13 protein-coding genes, 2 tRNA genes and 2 pseudogenes are annotated in these 15,978 nt (G+C 63.8%); 6 read left to right on the top strand and 11 right to left on the bottom strand.

Going from position 1 to position 15,978, the window contains the following annotated elements:
* Window positions 1–114: 114 nt before the first annotated feature.
* From istA to phaC, 6 genes and pseudogenes are all read right to left on the bottom strand, one after another.
* A pseudogene (gene istA, locus IT41_RS18060) lies at window positions 115–726 on the bottom strand (IS21 family transposase); the annotation flags it as partial.
* Window positions 727–784: 58 nt separating this feature from the next.
* On the bottom strand, window positions 785–1,051 hold the full coding sequence (locus IT41_RS18055; RefSeq protein WP_036743979.1) for a DUF6538 domain-containing protein: 267 nt from the start codon (window positions 1,049–1,051) through the stop codon (window positions 785–787).
* 162 nt (window positions 1,052–1,213) lie between these two features.
* Window positions 1,214–1,303: transfer RNA gene (locus IT41_RS18050), tRNA-Ser, on the bottom strand.
* Window positions 1,304–1,353: 50 nt separating this feature from the next.
* The gene (gene phaR, locus IT41_RS18045) at window positions 1,354–1,932 is read right to left on the bottom strand and encodes a polyhydroxyalkanoate synthesis repressor PhaR (protein ID WP_036743978.1); all 579 of its coding nucleotides are present in this window, start codon (window positions 1,930–1,932) and stop codon (window positions 1,354–1,356) included.
* A 183-nt stretch (window positions 1,933–2,115) separates the two neighbouring features.
* Window positions 2,116–2,574: a hypothetical protein gene (locus tag IT41_RS18040; RefSeq protein WP_036743977.1), complete on the bottom strand. Its 459-nt coding sequence runs from the start codon at window positions 2,572–2,574 to the stop codon at window positions 2,116–2,118.
* 123 nt (window positions 2,575–2,697) lie between these two features.
* Entirely contained in the window at window positions 2,698–5,118 is a 2,421-nt protein-coding gene (phaC, locus tag IT41_RS18035) for a class I poly(R)-hydroxyalkanoic acid synthase (RefSeq protein WP_081967624.1), read from the bottom strand.
* A 102-nt stretch (window positions 5,119–5,220) separates the two neighbouring features.
* Between phaC and phaZ the strand changes: the two genes are divergently transcribed.
* The gene (gene phaZ, locus IT41_RS18030; RefSeq protein ID WP_052081765.1) at window positions 5,221–6,570 is read left to right on the top strand and encodes a polyhydroxyalkanoate depolymerase; all 1,350 of its coding nucleotides are present in this window, start codon (window positions 5,221–5,223) and stop codon (window positions 6,568–6,570) included.
* A 54-nt stretch (window positions 6,571–6,624) separates the two neighbouring features.
* Here phaZ and IT41_RS18025 read toward each other — a convergent pair whose 3' ends face one another.
* Window positions 6,625–7,380: an alpha/beta hydrolase gene (locus tag IT41_RS18025; protein WP_036743975.1), complete on the bottom strand. Its 756-nt coding sequence runs from the start codon at window positions 7,378–7,380 to the stop codon at window positions 6,625–6,627.
* 164 nt (window positions 7,381–7,544) lie between these two features.
* Here IT41_RS18025 and thrS point away from each other — a divergent pair, with 164 nt between their 5' ends.
* From thrS to IT41_RS18005, 4 genes are all read left to right on the top strand, one after another.
* A complete protein-coding gene (gene thrS, locus IT41_RS18020; RefSeq protein ID WP_036743983.1) occupies window positions 7,545–9,491 on the top strand; it encodes a threonine--tRNA ligase in 1,947 nt (648 codons plus the stop codon).
* A gap of 226 nt (window positions 9,492–9,717) precedes the next feature.
* Window positions 9,718–9,924 (top strand): cold-shock protein, encoded by a 207-nt coding sequence (locus IT41_RS18015; RefSeq protein WP_036743973.1) that lies wholly within the window; start codon window positions 9,718–9,720, stop codon window positions 9,922–9,924.
* A 231-nt stretch (window positions 9,925–10,155) separates the two neighbouring features.
* Window positions 10,156–10,821 carry a DsbA family oxidoreductase gene (locus IT41_RS18010; RefSeq protein WP_036743972.1) on the top strand — a complete coding sequence of 222 codons (666 nt, stop codon included), beginning with the start codon at window positions 10,156–10,158 and terminating at the stop codon, window positions 10,819–10,821.
* Window positions 10,822–11,025: 204 nt separating this feature from the next.
* Complete coding sequence (locus tag IT41_RS18005) at window positions 11,026–13,290, top strand: adenosylcobalamin-dependent ribonucleoside-diphosphate reductase (RefSeq protein ID WP_036743970.1); 2,265 nt, start codon at window positions 11,026–11,028, stop codon at window positions 13,288–13,290.
* A gap of 8 nt (window positions 13,291–13,298) precedes the next feature.
* On the opposite strand, the gene IT41_RS18000 is transcribed toward IT41_RS18005, so the two are convergent.
* From IT41_RS18000 to rlmB, 3 genes are all read right to left on the bottom strand, one after another.
* Window positions 13,299–13,751, bottom strand: a complete 453-nt coding sequence (locus IT41_RS18000; RefSeq protein WP_081967623.1) for a CoA-binding protein — start codon at window positions 13,749–13,751, stop codon at window positions 13,299–13,301.
* 183 nt (window positions 13,752–13,934) lie between these two features.
* Window positions 13,935–14,309 (bottom strand): YHS domain-containing (seleno)protein, encoded by a 375-nt coding sequence (locus IT41_RS17995; RefSeq protein ID WP_231564820.1) that lies wholly within the window; start codon window positions 14,307–14,309, stop codon window positions 13,935–13,937.
* A gap of 130 nt (window positions 14,310–14,439) precedes the next feature.
* Window positions 14,440–15,246 (bottom strand): 23S rRNA (guanosine(2251)-2'-O)-methyltransferase RlmB, encoded by an 807-nt coding sequence (gene rlmB / locus IT41_RS17990; protein WP_036743968.1) that lies wholly within the window; start codon window positions 15,244–15,246, stop codon window positions 14,440–14,442.
* A 165-nt stretch (window positions 15,247–15,411) separates the two neighbouring features.
* Here rlmB and IT41_RS17985 point away from each other — a divergent pair.
* Window positions 15,412–15,495: transfer RNA gene (locus tag IT41_RS17985), tRNA-Tyr, on the top strand.
* A 368-nt stretch (window positions 15,496–15,863) separates the two neighbouring features.
* On the opposite strand, the pseudogene IT41_RS21025 reads toward IT41_RS17985, so the two are convergent.
* Window positions 15,864–15,978, bottom strand: a pseudogene (locus tag IT41_RS21025) (IS5/IS1182 family transposase); the annotation flags it as partial.

Below are 15,978 nucleotides of genomic sequence, written 5' to 3'. Positions count from 1 at the left end.
CCCGAAACGCAGGCCCGCGTCGGCTGCGCCAGCTGGAAAGCTACGCCGCCACGGGCCTGCTCGCCACATCGCCAAAGGGGTCCCTTTTGGACGCCGATAGGGGGGGAACATTCAACGCCGATTGACAGGCAGGATCTTGGCCACAAGGCAACGGTCATTGTCATGGACGATCGACTGCGGGACTGCCCCGAAAAAGGCGAACGCATGGATGTGGCCATCGACCCAGGCTTCGGCCACCGCCGCCGGATAGGCCCGCACATAGCAGCCATCGCTATGCGGCAGGTCGAGCACGAAGAAGCGGGCCTTCTGTTCCACGCCGCCGATCACCACCGTCGCCTCGCCGAAATCGGCCTGCGCATGGCCGGGAGGATGCGACAACGGCACGAACACCTCCTGGCGGCGCTGATCCCGCTCGCGCATGTAGTCCTTGATGATCGTGTAGCCGCCGGTGAACCCGCACTCGTCACGCAGGCGGGCGAACACCCGCTTGGCCGTATGGCGCTGCTTGCGCGGCACCTTCAGATCTTCATCAAGCCAATGCTCGATCGTCGAAACGAACGCGTCCAGCTTCGGCCGCCGGATCGGTGATCGCCGCTGATAGCCCGGCGGCGTCGAGTACGACACCATCTTGGCCACGCTGTCGCGTGATATGTTGAAATGCTTTGCTGCCTGGCGCTGCGTCATCCCTTCCGAAACAGCTAGCCGCACCTTCAAATATAATTCCACGGTGTAGATCCCCTGTCCCTCCTGCGATCATTGCAGAAAGGAAATAGGTGGCCGGATTTTACTCCGCCCGCGTCAGCATTATGCCGCCGCTACCGTGGCCGACTTTTGCACCGCCGCTCTCAGCGTTCTGGCCGTCAAGCTTGGCCTCCCATGCCTCGATCATCTGCGCCCACATCTCGGTGGCTTTCCGCTGCGCGATCTCGAAGCTGTCGGTGAACAGGCAATGCTGAACGAAGCCCCGGGTATCGACCGAAGCGTAGCGGGAGGGAACCCTGCGTCGCAGGTAATAATACTCTCCGCGCAAGATGGGGACGGGTTTTTTCATGCTGCGATCATGCCTTTGTCGGAGCCGGAATCAAGTATTGACGAGCACCAATTTGTTACCCAATATGCGCACCAATACAAGCCAATTCCCACCATGCCAGCAAGATGCCGGAAGTGAATAACAGTAAAATCAATGCGTTATGCTCGAAAATCGCGGGAAAATTGGCGGACGGTGAGGGATTCGAACCCTCGAGACGGTTCCCCGCCTACACACTTTCCAGGCGTGCGCCTTCGACCACTCGGCCAACCGTCCGTGGGCGTCCGTCTATCGCGGCCGGCACGGCTGTGCAAGCCGCAGATCGCTCAAAGCCTGGAAATGCGTTTCTGCAACTCAGCCAGCTGGCGGCGGATCTCGGCCATGTCCTCGCTCTCCTCCTGAGACTTGTCCGAGGCTTCGCCGTTATCCTCATCCATTTCGGGGCCGCTGCTGCCGCCCGGCCAGCCTGGGGAAATCGCCTTCAGAAACAGCTGCTGCTGACGGCGAAGCGCCTCGAAGCCGGGCATCGAGGACATGGGATTGGGAAAGGTCGAGAGGTTCTCCATCATCTTCGACTGGCCCTCGCGCAGCATCTCGAAACTCGCCGCGAGGAATTGCGGAACCACCGACTGCGCCTGCGTCGTATAGCTGCGCACAAGGTCGATCAGCACCTCGATCGGCAGGACGCTTTCGCCCCTGCCCTCATGCTCGGCGATGATCTGCAGCAGATATTGCCGCGTCAGATCGTCGCCGCTCTTCAGGTCGATGATGCGCACCTGGCGGCCAGCGCGGATGAAGGCCGCGATATCGTCAAGCGTGACGTAATCGCTGGTCTCGGTGTTGTAGAGACGGCGGCTTGCGTAGCGCTTGATCAACAGCGGCGACGTATTTTCGGCCTCTGCCATGACTCCTCCGGCGATGCATTTGCAGCATGATGGGAAAAGCCCGGCAAAAATGCAAAGAAAATCGCCATGCGGACGGCCCGGACGCGTATCGACGCTGCGGCGCGGCAGCAGCGTTCAGACGCGGCCAAAAGAAAAAAGGGAGCGGTCACCCGCCCCCTTTTCCTGTCCGGTCAAAGTCCGAGATCAGACTTTGGCAGCAACCGTGGAGGTCGCTTTCTTGACGGCGGCCTGGGTTTCGCGGGTCGCTTTTTCAGCGGCCTTCTGCGCGTCCGAGGCCAGGTCCTTGCCAGCGGTCAGCATCAGATCGACAGTGTCCATCTGCACTTTCTTGGCGACTTCGGCGAAGGCGGCCATGTGCTCGGCAGCCATTTCGGCGGCGGCGGTCGAGAAATCGCTGACGGCCTTGGCATATTCCGAAGGCTCTTCCTTGGAAGCGGTCAGTTCACCCATGCGGGCGATGGTGTCCTTGGCCCACTGGGCCGAGATCTCGGTCGAACGCTCGGCGGCGGCCAGGGTCACCTTGGCCATTTTTTCGCCCAGGGCGGTCTGCGATTTGAACGCATCCTGGAACGACGAGGTGTCAACCGGGAATTTCGCCATCATGTCCTGCATGGCTTTGGTGAAGTCAGGGGTCTTTGCCATTTGCTCTCTCCTGGATTGGCGCGAAGCTTTCGAGCTTGGGCACCGGTTAAACTTGAGCTGTCCCCCATATACTTTCTGCGCCGCAGCATTTCAAGAAAAATTTGCTGCGGCGCAGAAAGATTTTTATCGACTCTGTTCCTGGACGTATTCGCCGGGTGCCGGTCCGAAGCCCTGCACCGGCTCGCGGGCATCGACCTGCCCGCCGGAATGCGCCGACAGCCATTCGCCCCAGCGGCCCCACCAGCTGCCCTCGTGATGCCGGGCCTGTTCGCGCCATTCCTCCCAGGTGCCGTCAAAGCCGGCTTCCGAGATGTAATGGCCGTATTTCTTCTTGCTGGGCGGGTTGACGATGCCGGCGATATGGCCGGATTCGGACATGATGAAGGTCTTGTCCCTTGCGCCCATGCGGGCGATGCCGCGCCAGCTGTCACGGGCCGGGGCGATATGATCGGTCTCGCAGGCGATGGCGCATAGCGGCACGTCCACATCGCTGACATGCAGGCGCTGCCCCAGCATTTCGAACCCTTCGCCCACGAACTGGTTCTGCTGGCACAGGCGGCGCAGGTATTCCATCGCCATGCGGCCCGGCAGGTTCGTGCCGTCACCGTTCCAGTAGAGCAGATCGAAGGCCGGCGGCGTCTCGCCCAGCATATAGCTGCGGATGGCCGGCGCCCAGACCAGATCATTGGCGCGCAGGAAGCTGAAGGTTCGGGTCATCAGCTGCGAACTCAGCATGCCGCTTCGCGCGATCTCCTCTTCGATGCCGGAGACGAAATCGTCCTGCAGATAGGCGGTGAATTCCCCCTGATCGGAAAAATCCGTCAGCGTGGTGAAGAAGGTGGCCGATTTCACCCGGTCGTCGCCGCGCTGTTTCAAAAGCGACAGCGTCAGCGCCAGGGTGGTGCCGGCGATGCAATAGCCGATCACGTTCAGCTTCTGCTGGTCGGTCAGGTCGAGCACGCGGTCCATGATCTCGAGATAGGAGCCGACGTAATCGTCCATGCCGGTATCGGCAAAGCTGCTGTCGGGGTTTCTCCAGGCGACCACGAACAGCGTATAGCCCTGATCGACGATCCATTTGATCAGGCTGTTCTGCGGCTTCAGGTCCAGAATGTAGAACTTGTTGATCCATGGCGGAAAGATCACCAGCGGCGTCTCGTGCACCGTATCGGTGGTCGGCTTGTACTGGATAAGTTCGTAAAGCCAGGTGCGGGCGACGACGCGGCCCTCGGTCGTGCCGATATTCTCGCCGACGCGGAAGGCCTCGCGATCGGACAGCGACACGATCAGCTCGCCGCCGCTCTGCTCGACATCGCGGACCAGATTTTCAAGCCCCTTGACCAGGCTCTCGCCCTCGGTCGCCAGCGCCTTTTCCAGCGCGTCGGGATTGGTGGCCAGGAAATTGGTCGGCGCCATCATGTCGATCATCTGCCGGGTAAACCACTCGATCCGGCGGCGGTCGGTCATCTCGGGCAGGTCCAGCGCGCTGGCGGCATCAGAGAGCGCCTGCGCGTTGATGTGATACTGGCGCTTGACGAAGTTGAAGAACGGATGCGTCTCCCAGAGCGGGTTCGAAAAGCGGCGGTCCTTCGGCCCCTCGGAGGCGGGCGCGGTCAGCGTGCCGCGCGCAAAGGCGGCCTGCGCCTCGGCGAAATGACGCAGCGTCTCGCCCCAGAAGCTGACCTGCTGCTCAAGCACGCGCTCGGGCTGTTCGGCCAGCAGCTTTACCCAGGCCCCGGCGGCGGCGGTGAACAGTTCGGCTCCCGGCGCCTCGACGCTCGTGCTGCGCTGCGGGCGTTGCGACAGGGCGCTGATCAGACGCTGGGTCAGCGATTCGATCCGCTCGATATTGGTGGCAAGCTGTTCGGGCAGGTGACTGCTGGCGCCAAAGGCGGCCTCGACAAAGGCGGCGGTGCGCGGGCTGAAACCCGCCCCGGACGCCGGCGCGGCAATGGCGGGCTGCTCGGGGGCCTGCACATCCGGCTGTTTTTCAACGGCTTTATCGGCATCCGGCGCGGTGGCGGCGACGCCGGCGGGGCGCAATGCGGCATCGGCCTCGCTGATGTCGGCCTTGACGGCGGCGGGCTGTGCCGGGGCGGTTTTCGCCGCGCGGCCAGGCTTGGCGGCGGGCTTGCGACGAGTCGCGGTGCGGGTATCGCTGCGCTCTGTCGCCCGGCTGCGCGCGGCGGTCCCGCGGGGCGCCGATTTGGCAGCGCCGGTCTTGGCCGGGGCCTTTTCGGTCGTGGCTCGGGCCTGCGGCGCCCTGCCGGCGGCGGCCGTTACCTTGCCGGTCCGGCTGCCGGCCGGCGCCTTTTCGACGGCAGCCCCGCCAGTCGCGGCGGTCGCCTTTTTCGCATTCGATTCAGTGGCTTTTGCCGCGACCCTGCGGGTTTTCGCTGGCGTTCCGGCGGCAGCGGCCTTGCCGGCACCGGGGGCGGTTGCCGCCGGCTTGGTTGTCTTTGTTCCGGTTGTCCGGCGCCTGCCCGACCTGGCTGGGGTTTCAGCAACAGGTCCATTCTCGCCTTTATCGTCCTTGGCGGCCATAATTGACAATCCTCCCCTTCCGGTAAAATCATTATGCCTAGCACATCACGCAGGTAAAGCCGTGTCCCGGCTTGGCCAAGCCCAAAATCGAGATAGGCAACAATGGCGACATATAAAGGTCTGAAGGGGATAGTCTCTTACGACGCGATGGAGACAGTCCGCAACACCAACGAATGGCTCGGCGCCACGGCCCGGGCGATGGCGTCCTCGCCGATCTTCGCGCTCAGTCCGATGCCGATCTTCAAACTGATGTCCGCCTGGGGCCGCGTCACCGAGCGCAGCTTTGCCCGCATGGTGATCAAGCCCGACTGGGAAATCCCGCCGATCGTCTCGCATGACGGGCAGGACCATATCGTTTATGTCGAGCAGATCCTGAAACGCCCCTTTGGCGATCTGGTGCATTTCCGCGTCGCCCGGCGCGACCCGATGCCGCGCAGGGTTCTGCTGGTTGCCCCGATGTCCGGCCATTACGCGACTCTCCTTCGCAAGACCGTGATATCACTGCTTCCGGATTGCGACGTCTATGTGACGGATTGGCACAATGCGCGTGACATTCCGGTCAGCTGCGGCAAGTTCGATATCGAGGATTATACCCAGTATATCGTCGATTTCATCCGCCACCTTGGCCCCGACATCAATGTGATCGCGGTCTGCCAGCCGGCGCCGCTGACCCTGGCCGCCACCGCACTGCTGGCCGAAGAGGATCCCAAGGCGCAGCCCCGCTCGCTGATCCTGATCGGCGGCCCGATCGACCCGGACGCCGCCGCGACCGAGGTCACCGATTTCGGCAACCGCATGACCATGGGCGAACTGGATTACCTGATGATCCAGCAGGTCGGCTTCAAATATCGCGGCGCGGGCCGGATGGTCTATCCGGGGCTGGCGCAGCTGAGTTCCTTCATCGCGATGAATGTCGAGACCCATACCAACGCCTTCATCAACAAGATCTTCGCCGAGGCCCGCGGCGAAGGCTCCGAAGGCGACAAGCACAACCGTTTCTACGACGAATACCTGTCGGTCATGGACATGACGGCAGAGTTCTATCTGTCGACGGTCGAACGCATCTTCAAGGGGCTGGAGATCGCCCAGAACCGCTTTACCGTGAACGGAAAGCAGGTGGATCTGGGCAAGATCAGCGATGTCGCCGTGATGACGGTCGAAGGGGCGGATGACGACATCTCGGCCCCTGGCCAATGCGTGGCCGCCCTTGATCTTTGCACCGGGGTGCCGGACAGCAAGAAAACCCAGCATCTCGAACCCGGCGCCGGTCACTACGGCATCTTCGCGGGCAAGAGCTGGCGTCTGGGAATCCGGCCGCTGGTGCTCGATTTCATCGACGAGCAGACCGATCCCCACGCCCGCCATCGCCGCCGCCGCGGCCCGCAGCCGATCGCCGACTCGGCAGAGACGAACGACGAACAGGCGATGGATAACGGCCGCATCGCGGTCTAGCGGCGGCCCACCGCCACGGGCATCGGGGCGCGGCCGCAGGGCCGCGCCTTTCTCTCAGGCGCCGGCCGGCAGCCGGGCCAGCACCTCCTCGACCGCGTCGGAGACCAGTTCCAGACATGCCGGGGTCGAGAAACGATGATCCGCGCCCTTGACCAGCACCAGCCGCAGATCCTCGCCCGAGGCATGGGCCAGCAGGTCGGTCGCCCATTCCGCCGGAACATCCGTATCCGCCGTGCCCTGCAACAGGCGCACCGGAAAAGGCAGCGACAGCGGATCCTGCATCACCAGATGCTCGCGCCCCTCCTCGATCAGCCTGCGGGTGATGACATAGGGCTCGCCGTAATCGCTGGGCACGGCCACGCGGCCGCTGCGCTTCAGCATGGCTTTCTCCAGATCGGAAAACCCGGCCCAGAAGCCGCGCTCGGTGAAATCGGGCGCCGCCGCCACGGTCACCATCCCGGCCAGGCGGCCGGGCATCTCGCGCGCGAGCAGCAGGCTGATCCAGCCGCCCATCGAAGAGCCGACCAGAACCTGCGGCCCCTCGGTCAGTTCCTCGATCACGGCGCGGGCATCGGCAAGCCAGTCGCCGATGCAGCCCTCCTCGAAGGTGCCGTCCGACTCGCCATGGCCGGAATAGTCGAACCGCAGGAAGGCCCGGCCCCGCGCCCGCGCCCAATCCTCAAGAAACACCGCCTTGGTGCCCTGCATGTCGGATTTGAACCCGCCCAGGAAAACCACGCCCGGCCCCTGCCCCGCGATGCGGTTATATGCGATCCGCCGCCCCTGCGGCCCGTCCAGAAATTCCGTCATTCATCCATGTCCCATATCCTGCGGCGGCATCGCGACACGCGACGGGTGCGCAAGCCCCCCTTATCCCTAACCGCATTGACAACGCCCGACAATCGCGCGACATGGCTTGCCACATCACCCGCAGCCGGGCGTTCCGTGGGCGCCAAACCGACGAGGAGGACCGCATGTCCCAGATCACCCTGACCTTTCCCGATGGCAATTCGCGCGACTACCCCGCCGGCGTGACCGCGGCCGAGGTGGCCGCCTCGATCGCGCCCAGCCTGGCAAAGAACGCCATCTCGGCCAGCCTCGACGGCACGCATATCGACCTGCAATGGCCGATCGCGGCTTCGGGCAGCATCGCCATCAACACGATGAAGGACAGCGATCCGGCGCTGGAACTGATCCGCCACGATCTCGCGCATATCATGGCCCGCGCGGTGCAGGAAATCTGGCCCGATGTGAAGGTCACCATCGGCCCGGTCCGCGATTACGGCTGGTTCTACGATTTCGACCGCGCCGAGCCCTTTACCCCCGAAGATCTGGGCCAGATCGAGGCGCGGATGAAAAAGATCATCGCCGCCCGCGATCCGGTCCGCACCGAGGTCTGGGACCGCGACCGCGCGCTGGCCTATTACGAAGACCGCGGCGAGCCCTTCAAGGTCGAACTGGTCAACCGCATCCCCGGGGACGAGCCGCTGCGCATGTACTGGCATGGCGACTGGCAGGACCTGTGCCGCGGCCCGCATCTGCAGCATACCGGACAGGTCCCGGCGGATGCCTTCAAGCTGACCCATGTCGCCGGCGCCTATTGGCTGGGCGATGCCTCGCGCCCGATGCTGCAGCGCATCTATGGCGTGGCCTTCCGCAACCGTGACGACCTGAAAGCCCACCTGACCATGCTGGAAGAGGCCGCCAAGCGCGACCACCGCAAGCTGGGCCGCGAAATGGAGCTGTTCCATTTCCAGGAAGAGGCCCCGGGCATGGTCTTCTGGCACCCCAACGGCTGGTCGGTCTATCGCGAACTCGAAGCCTATATGCGCCGCCGCCAGATCCGCGCCGACTATCGCGAAATCAGGACGCCGCAGGTCGTGGACCGGGTGCTGTGGGAGAAATCCGGCCATTGGGAGGCCTATCGCGAGAACATGTTCCTCGTCGAGGTGGACGAGGAAGGCGCCCGCGAAAAGCGCATCAACGCGCTGAAGCCGATGAACTGCCCCTGCCATGTCCAGGTCTACAACCAGGGCATCAAGAGCTATCGCGACCTGCCGCTGCGGCTGGCGGAATTCGGCTCCTGCCACCGCTACGAGCCCTCGGGGGCGATGCACGGGCTGATGCGGGTGCGCGGCTTCGTCCAGGACGACGCGCATATCTTCTGCACCGAAAACCAGATCGAATCGGAATGCGCGGGCTTCATCAGCCTGCTCTCCTCGGTCTATCGCGATCTGGGATTCGAGAAATTCGACATCAAGCTTTCGACCCGTCCGGAAACCCGCGTCGGCTCGGACGAGATCTGGGACAAGGCCGAATCGGCACTGGCCGCCGCCATCGAGAAACTGGGCCTGCCCTATGAGGTGAATCCCGGCGACGGCGCCTTCTACGGCCCGAAACTGGATTTCAAGCTGACCGATGCCATCGGCCGCGAATGGCAATGCGGCACCTTCCAGTGCGATTTCAACCTGCCCCAGCGGCTCGAGGCCGAATATGTCGGCGAGGATGGCGGCAAGCACATGCCGGTCATGCTGCACCGGGCCGTGCTGGGCAGCTTCGAGCGGTTCATCGGCATCCTGATCGAAAACTATGCCGGCAAGCTGCCGCTCTGGCTGGCGCCGCGCCAGGTCGTGGTCGCCTCGATCGTCTCGGGCGCCGACGATTACGTCCATGAAGTCGTCGCGGCGCTCCGCGCCGCCGGCCTTCGCGCCGAGGCCGATATCCGCAATGAAAAGATCAACTACAAGGTGCGCGAACATTCCGTCGGCAAGGTGCCGGTGATCATGGCCATCGGCATGAAAGAGGTCGAGGAACGCAGCGTCTCGGTGCGTCGCCTCGACCGCCAGGGCAGCGAAAGCCTGCCCCTCGATCAGGCGATCGCCTCGCTGCAACGTGAAACCACCCCGCCGGACCTGCGCTGACGGGCGAAGACCAGCGATAAATCGCCGATAGCGCCGCCAAAGCGAACCTTACGTAAACTTTAGCGGCGCTTTCGTGCTTGTGTTTTTTTGCGAATCGGGCATTTTCTCGTGCCTGTGAGCGCTACTTTCTACCGCTCCCTTCACGGGGCAGCCGGATTTGACGGGAATATGGGCTGCACGGCCGGGTGCAATATCGCCCCGGATGACTTGAAGGAGAGACGGTATAATGGCTACCGGCACCGTGAAATGGTTCAACGCCACCAAAGGCTATGGCTTCATCGCACCCGATGATGGCGGCAAGGACGTTTTCGTCCACATCTCGGCAGTTGAGCGCGCCGGCCTGACCGGCCTGAACGACAATCAGAAAATCGAGTATGAGCTGCAATCCGGCCGCGACGGCCGCAGCTCGGCTTCGGATCTGAAGCTGCTCTGAACGGCATAGCGGAATTCGGCAACGGCCCGCCCTCGTGCGGGCCGCTGTCATTTGCGCCCTCTCTTTCATGGAAAATATCCTGCGGGGGCGTCGCGCCACGCGCGACGGGGGCGCAAAGCCCCCTTGCGACCGGCTCAGCCGGAACCGTCCGCGCCGGCATGGAACCGCGGCTTGCGCGAGACAGGATGATTCGCGCCGCCGCCATGTGACGGCCCAGCCCAAGGAATTCCCATGACCGCAGCCGCCCCCGGAACCGGGACCGTCCGCCTCGACATCTTCGCCGATCCGGTCTGCCCCTGGTGCCTGATCGGCAAGGCCGAGCTTGAGCGGGCGCTGGAAAGCCGCCCCGGGCACCCCTTTGCCATCACCTGGCAACCGTTCCGCCTGGACCCGCAGATGCCACAGGCGGGAATGCCCTATACCGCCTATATGAAAATGAAATTCCAGGATGAAAAGGGCATCATCGCGGCGATGAAGCCGGTGATGGAGGCGTCCGAGCGGCTGGGCCTCTGGATCAATCCCTCGCTGATCGAGCGCATGCCCAATACGCTCGACGCGCATCGCCTGCTCTACTGGGCGGGGCTCGAGGGTGCGCAGAGCCCGGTCATGTCCGGGTTGATGCGGGCCTTCTGGCGCGAGGGGAAAAACATCGCCAATCCCGACACCCTGACCGAGATCGGCGCCAGGGCCGGCATGGACGGCCAGATGATCCGCCGCCTGCTGGCCACGACCGGGGATCGCGACCAGATCGCCGCGCGCGAGATCCATGCCCGCGAGCGCGGCATCGGTTCGGCCCCCACCTTCATCGTCGCCGATACCCATGTGGTGACCGGCGCCCAGCCCGCCGCGCTGTGGCAGAACGTGATCGACGAACTGACCGGGAACGCGCCGGCATGATCCCCGCACATCTGCCCCGGACCATCTTACGCGGCCGCGACCGGCGGGCATGACCGCGCAATCTGATCGCGGCGCCGGCTGGCCGGGATCGCCATCCTTGCCGCCGGCGCATGGCTGCGGTGTCACGAGTGGCGGCCTTCCGCCATGGGATCAGGGTGATTATCTGCTATCCTTGCCCCGACACCCGCTTCGCAAGGACAGGCCATGACCCGTTTCGCTGCCCCCATTGCCGAACAGATCTGGGACAGCAAGTACCGGCTCAAACAGGCCGACGGCACGCCCCTCGATCTGTCGGTCGAGGACAGCTGGCGTCGCGTCGCCCGCGATCTGGCCAGCGTCGAGGCCGATCCCGCCCTGTGGGAGAGCCGCTTTTACGCCGCGCTCGAGGATTTCAAGTTCCTGCCCGCCGGCCGCATTCTGGCGGGCGCCGGCACCGGGCGCGATGTGACGCTGTTCAACTGCTTTGTCATGGGCACCATCCCCGACAGCATGGCCGGCATCTTCGAGGCGCTGAAAGAGGCCGCCCTGACCATGCAGCAGGGCGGCGGCATCGGTTACGATTTCAGCACCATCCGCCCCAAGGGGGCGCCGGTCCGGGGCGTCGCGGCGGATGCCTCGGGGCCGCTCTCCTTCATGGATGTCTGGGATGCGATGTGCCGCACGATCATGTCGGCGGGCGCCCGGCGCGGCGCGATGATGGCGACCATGCGCTGCGATCATCCCGATATCGAAAGCTTCATCGCCGCCAAACAGGACAGCGCCCGGCTGCGCATGTTCAACCTGTCGGTTCTGGTCACGGATGCCTTCATGCAGGCGGTGCGCGACGATGCGCCCTGGAATCTGCAATTCGGGGGCCGCATCTGGCACACCCTGCCCGCGCGCGACCTGTGGAACCGGATCATGCGCGCGACCTATGACTATGCCGAGCCGGGGGTGATCTTCATCGACCGGATCAACCGGCTCAACAACCTGCATTATGCCGAAACCATCGCGGCCACGAACCCTTGCGGCGAACAGCCCCTGCCGCCCTATGGCGCCTGCCTGCTGGGCAGCGTGAACCTGGCGCGGCTGGTCATGGCGCCATTTTCGCCCGATGCCCGGCTGGACATGGATGCGCTGGACGATCTGGTGCGGGTGGCGGTGCGGATGATGGATAACGTGGTCGATGCCTCGCGCTTTCCGCTGCCCCAGCAGGCGGCCGAGGCGCGGGCGAAGCGCCGCATCGGGCTGGGCGTAACCGGGCTGGCGGATGCTCTGATGATGCTGGGCCTGCGCTACGGCGCGCCCGATGCCGTCGCGCAAACCCGCGACTGGATGCGCGCCATCGCGCGGGCGGCCTATCTGGCCAGCGCCGATCTGGCGCGCGAAAAGGGGGCCTTTCCGCTATTCGACGCGGAACGCTTTCTCGCCTCGGGCTTCATGGCGAAGATGGACGAGGACGTGCGGCAGGCGGTACGCGATCACGGCATCCGCAATGCGCTGCTGACCAGTATCGCGCCGACCGGCACGATCAGCCTTTACGCCGGCAATGTCAGCTCCGGGATCGAGCCGGTCTTTGCCCATGCCTATACCCGCAAGGTGCTGCAAAAGGACGGCTCGCGGACCGAGGAAGAGGTGGCCGATTACGCCGTCGGGCTGTGGCGCGAGCTGCATGGCGACGCCCCGCTGCCCGATCATTTCATCGACGCGCAGCGGCTGGCACCGATGGATCACGTCGCCATGCAGGCGGCGGCGCAGGAATGGGTGGACAGTTCCATCTCCAAGACCATCAACGTGCCCAGGGGCATTTCCTTCGCGGATTTCAAGGATGTCTATCTGGCCGCCTGGGATCGGGGCTGCAAGGGCTGCACCACCTATCGTCCCAATGAGGTGACCGGCAGCGTCCTGTCGGTCAGCGAGAGCAGCGAACAGGCACCGCAGGCCGATCGCGGCGCCGATGTCGTCTATCTGACCGAGCCCCTGGACCGCCCCCCCACGCTGGAGGGCGCCACCTACAAGCTGAAATTCCCCGGCAGCGAGCATGCGATCTATATCACCATCAACGATATCGTGCAGGCCGGACAGCGCCGCCCCTTCGAGGTGTTCATCAATTCCAAGAACATGGAGCATTTCGCCTGGACCGTGGCGCTGACGCGGATGATCTCGGCCGTGTTCCGGCGCGGTGGCGATGTCAGCTTCGTGGTCGAGGAACTCAAGGCCGTCTTCGACCCGCGCGGCGGCGCCTGGATCGAGGGGCGCTATGTGCCCTCGATCCTCGCGGCCATCGGCGGCGTGATCGAACGCCACATGATCGCCACCGGCTTTCTGGCGGGCGAAGGCATGGCGCTGAAATCCGACCCCAAGGCCGACATGATCGCCGTGGGCGAATCCCCTCGCGGCCCGGCCTGCCCCGCCTGCGGGCAATACGGGCTGATGATGATCGAGGGCTGCAAGACCTGCCCCAGTTGCGGCTATTCGGAATGCGGTTAGCAACCGTGTTAATGCAGGCGCGAGAATTCGATCTTGGCGCAGCGATCCTCGATCACCGTCAGCCCCTGAGCCCGGGCACGGTTCGCGGCGGCGGCGTGGCTGATGCCCAATTGCATCCAGATGGTCTGCAGCCCGGGCAGACAGGCCATGGCCTCTTCGACAATGCCGGGTACCGCCTGCGACTGGCGGAAGATATCGACCATGTCCACCCCGGCTTCGCGCGGGATCGAATGCAGGTCGCTATAGATCCGTTCGTCGAGAATCCTGCGCCCGGCATAAACCGGATTGACGGGAATGATGCGATAGCCCTGCGATTTCAGGTATCTCGCCACACCCCATGATGGCCGGCTTTCATTGGGCGAAAGCCCGACGATGGCGATGCAGCGGGTCGTCCGAATGACGCGCGAAACATCCATATCCACCGGAGACGAGCCGGTGTCGCGCAATACTGCCAGATTCATCTGATCCTCCCCCAGATCTCAACCCAAAGTGGCATATAAAAAGCGCCCGGTCCAGTGTCTGGCCGGGCGCAAGTCGCGGAACGAGGGACAGTGATCTGAACATGACCGTTCCGAGGCCATGTCCTCTAAATAAATAGGAATCGTGACTAAAAAGTTCCACTGCAATCGCAAAAATGTGAATTTTCAGCGCTGCAGCCGGGTCCAGACCGACGTTGCCCGCGTCAGAATGTCGCGCTGATCGGCAATAATTCGCCGATACGATTGTTTTGAGCGCAGCAGATAGGTCCGGCCGCCGATATTCACGAAATAGCGCGGATTTCCCGGCTCCAGACGCCCCTCGGAAAGCGCGACGACACAATACCCATCAAAACCAAGGGCATAGGCTTTCGGGTTGGACTCGAAAGCTTCGCGGTTCTGTTCGCTGGCAAAATGCCATTCCTTGCCGCGCCAGAAGGTGACCAGATCAACCCGCCCGGGAATGGCGGCGTTCTGGGTCCCGTAGGCAACGGGGTCGATTCCGTCCAGCGCCCAGTCCTGCGCCAGCGCCGGCGGTGCCATGAGCGAGAGAATCAGAAAGAAAATGCCGGGACGAAGTGTCATTGCGATTGTGCTGGTGGATGGTGCTCACGATGTGGCAAATCGGGTCCGGTTTCTCAACGCCCGGGGCCGGGTTGTGTCGCGGATGTGATCATCGCTCGCCCCCGCGCGACGCCACGTAAAGCGCGATTGCCGCCGCATTCGAGACATTGAGCGAACCGAAATCCGCGGCAAAGGGGATGCGCAGGATGTGGTCGCAGGTTTCGCGCGTGCGCTGACGCAGGCCGGGCCCCTCGGCCCCCAGCACAAGACAGATGGCGCGGCCCGGCAGGTCGCGCAGCACGTCCGGCAGCGTCTCGGTTCCGGTGCCGTCAAGGCCCAGCACCACATAGCCCATGCCCTGCAGTTCGACCAGCGCATCGGCCAGATTGCCGACGCGCAGATAGGGCTGCCGCTCCAATGCACCCGAAGCAGTCTTGGCCAGGGCGCCGGTCTCGGGGGCCGAATGGCGCGAGGGGGCGATGACGGCGCGGGCGCCGAACACCTCGGCCGAGCGCAGAATGGCGCCGACATTATGGGGGTCGGTCACGCGGTCCAGCGCCACCAGCAGGGGGTTGCCGGCCCCGGTCAGGGCCAGATCGCCGAGGCTGCCCCATTGCAGGGGCTTCACCTCGAGCGCGGCACCCTGATGCACGCTTTCGGGGGGCAAGGGCACCGCGCGGTCAAAGACGCGCGCATCGGTGATTTCCGGAACGATGTCCGCGGGCATTTCAGGCAGCCGGTCGAGTGCGTTCTGCGTGACCACCAGCCGCAGCTTTTCGCGTCGCGGATTGGCCAGCGCATCGCGGACCGCGTGCAGGCCAAACAGCCAGACGGTTTCGGCCGCTGCCGCACGGCGGGCGCGTTCCTTGTCGATGACCCAGCTGGGCTTTCTGGTTTTCGGTGGTTTCTCGGCCATGTTCTCTGCCCCTGTCAGCTATCTGGACTGCGCAGAAAACGCGGGAAAATGCAACTGCCGGACAGGTCGGGGCCGGAATGGCCCTGCGCGAGCATTTTCCCCTGATCCCTGCTTGACGGCCACGACGCGGGCGGCTAATCACCCCGCACGCCGTAAGCGTTCGGCGGGCGACGTGCTGCAAGGTGCGGCAGCGGACTGTAACTCCGCCGGGGAGACCCATGCCTGGTTCGATTCCAGGGTCGCCCACCATCTTCCTTTTATTTACAAGGGAAAAATGGCGAAACGCCGACACTCCCTAAGCATTGCCTTACAGGGCAGTTCCCATCATCATCCTGCCGGACGCTCACGAGTTCGTGATTGGGCTTTTCGTCTCGGCGCTTCCCGTATTCCTCGCATTGCACAACTTGCAACACGCGAGCATTTTGGTTCGCGCAATACACCGCGGCGAAGAAAGTCGCCCATTGGCGAAAGTTGTCTCAGTAGCCGACGTGTTCACCACGAATGACCTAAACAAGATCAAGATCGAGACCCATACCACATTTGATGCGCAGAATGTGCCAACATGAACTACTTCCTAACGATGGATTACAAACTCCAAAAGGTCCTAGGGTCAGGACTCATTTTGGCAGCCAAAAGATGACGATGGCGGCGATGCAGATGGCGGAGAGGAACAGGTCTCCGCATCTGTCGTAACGGGTTGCGATACGCCGCCAATCTTTCAAGCGGGCAAAG

Origin of the sequence: Paracoccus halophilus (assembly GCF_000763905.1) — a bacterium.
Lineage (GTDB): Bacteria > Pseudomonadota > Alphaproteobacteria > Rhodobacterales > Rhodobacteraceae > Paracoccus > Paracoccus halophilus.
Note: the sequence above shows the minus strand (reverse complement) of the source record. Positions and strands in the feature narration are given on the sequence as shown.